The following is a 2481-nucleotide window of genomic DNA, read 5'->3' as shown; positions in this document are numbered from 1 at the left end:
GTCACGCTCCATCGCGCGACCGGCCGTTTCTGCACGCGCACGTCTCCCACCCCCACTTCCCAAGGAGTGACGATGCGTCGAGTGACCGCACCACCACTTCCCCTCCCCCGGTCCGGACGGCGGGCGCGCTGGGTCACCACCGTGCTCGCGGTGCTGACCCTGCTCGCCGGAACGGCCCTCACCGTCTCCGGCACCGCGGCGGCGGCACCTCAGGCACCTCAGGCGTGGACCCCGAAACCCGTGCCGATGACCACCCCGTGGACCGATCGGGTCCCGGTCGACAACCCGCTGCCCGAGTACCCCCGTCCGCAGCTCACCCGGCCCGACTGGGCGAACCTCAACGGCGTCTGGGACTTCGCCGTCACCTCGGCGGACGCCGGCCGGCCCGCCTCGTTCACCGAGCGGATCCGGGTGCCCTTCGTGGCCGAGTCCGCGCTCTCGGGCATCCAGCGCAGGATCACCCGGAACGACAAGCTCTGGTACAAGCGCACCTTCACCGTCCCGTCCAACTGGAACGGCCGCCGCGTCCAGCTCAACTTCGGTGCCAGTGACTGGCGTACGACCGTGTGGGTCAACGACCGGCAGGCCGGCGCCACCCACAGCGGCGGCTACGACTCGTTCTCCTACGACATCACCGACCTGCTGAACGGCGGCACGAACACCGTCGTCGTCTCGGTGTGGGACCCCACACAGACCGGTGGTCAGGCGGTCGGCAAACAGCGGATCAACGACGTGACGCCCCATCCGGGTGGTGGCATCTTCTACACCGCCGCCTCCGGTATCTGGCAGACAGTGTGGCTGGAGCCCACAGCGTCCGCGCACATCACCCGCCTCGACATGGTGCCGGACCTCAGCAACAACCGTCTCAGGGTCACCGTGCGGGGCGCCGGGACCGCCGGCCACCAGGCCCGTGTCACCGTCTCCACCGGCGGCACCACGGTCGGCACCGCCACCGGCCCGGTCGGCGGTGAGTTCACCGTTCCGGTCCCGAACCCGCACCGGTGGAGCCCGGACGATCCCTTCCTGTACGACGTGAGGGCGGAACTGCTGCCCGGCGGTACGGCGGTCGACTCCGTCGGCAGCTACACCGGCATGCGCTCCATCGGCCTCGCCCGCGTCGACGGGCTTCTGCGCCCGGTGCTGAACGGGGAGTTCGTCTTCCAGACGGGCACCCTGGACCAGGGCTACTGGCCGGACGGCGTCTACACCGCGCCGACCGACGCCGCCCTCCGGTACGACCTGCAGAAGCACAAGGACCTCGGCTTCAACATGGTGCGCAAGCACATCAAGGTCGAGCCGCAGCGCTGGTTCTACTGGGCCGACCGGCTCGGTCTGCTGGTGTGGCAGGACATGCCCTCCATGGACCTGCGCACCCCCGACGCCGCCGCGCGCGTCCAGTGGGAGGCCGAGTACGACCGTGTCATCGACCAGCACCGCAGCTCCCCGTCGCTGGTGATGTGGGTCAACCAGAACGAGGGCTGGGGCCAGTACGACCAGGCGCGCATCGCCGACGAGGTCAAGGCGTACGACCCGTCCCGGCTGGTGAACAACATGAGCGGGGTCAACTGCTGCGGGGCCGTGGACGGCGGCAACGGTGATGTGGTCGACCACCATGTGTACGTGGGTCCCGGCACCACGGTGCCCAGCGCCACCCGCGCCGCCGTCCTCGGCGAGTTCGGTGGTCTCGGTTTCAAGGTGGCCGGCCACGAGTGGTACCCCGGCGGCGGCTTCAGCTACGAGGACCAGCCGGACCTCGCGCATCTGGACAACCGTTTCGTCGGCCTGCTGGACGGCATCCGTGAGGTCCGTATGCCCCGGGGTCTGTCCGCCTCGGTCTACACCGAGATCACCGATGTCGAGAACGAGGCCAACGGCCTGCTCACCTACGACCGTCAGGTGGTCAAGGTCGACGAGGCCAGGGTCAGGGCCGCCAACCGGGCCCTGATCGACGCGTCCCGCTCGTCGTCCGCTCCGGTGACCCTGCCCACCGGGCAGTACAAGTCCCTGCGCGTGACGACTCCGGGCCACACCGACCGCTATGTGCGGCACCAGGACGGCGCCGTGTTCACCGCGGTCGTGGCCGGCGGCAGTGACGCGCTGCTGAAGAACGACGCCACATGGAGGATCGTGCCCGGCCTGGCCAACAGCACCTGCTACTCCTTCGAGTCGCGGAACTACCCGGGCGAGTATCTGCGCCACCGCGAGTACCGCGTGTACAAGGAGGGCGGCAGTGGCGACCTGTTCCGTGCCGACGCCACCTTCTGCCCGGTCCGGGGCGCGAACGGCGGGGTGAGACTGTCCGCCTACAACTTCCCCGAGCAGTATCTGCGTCACTACAACGCCGAGTTGTGGCTGGCCACCCCGGGCGGGACCCACACGTGGGACACCCCCGCCCTCTTCGCCGAGGACACCACCTGGACGGTGGAGGCCCCCTGGGCCCCCTGACGCCATGAGAGACGGGGTGGTGCGGGCGCCCATGGG

The 2481-nt window shown here is 69.8% G+C and carries 1 protein-coding gene; it reads left to right on the top strand.

Annotation, left to right across the window (positions count from 1 at the left end; all coding sequences use genetic code 11):
* Window positions 1–72: 72 nt before the first annotated feature.
* On the top strand, window positions 73–2445 hold the full coding sequence (locus tag ACFV5H_RS22930) for an AbfB domain-containing protein (RefSeq protein WP_385197029.1): 2373 nt from the start codon (window positions 73–75) through the stop codon (window positions 2443–2445).
* The last annotated feature ends 36 nt before the right edge of the window (window positions 2446–2481 follow it).

Origin of the sequence: Streptomyces sp. NPDC059787, from assembly GCF_042732315.1 — a bacterium.
Classification (GTDB): domain Bacteria; phylum Actinomycetota; class Actinomycetes; order Streptomycetales; family Streptomycetaceae; genus Streptomyces; species Streptomyces atrovirens.
This window is presented reverse-complemented; position numbering and strand designations above follow the sequence as displayed.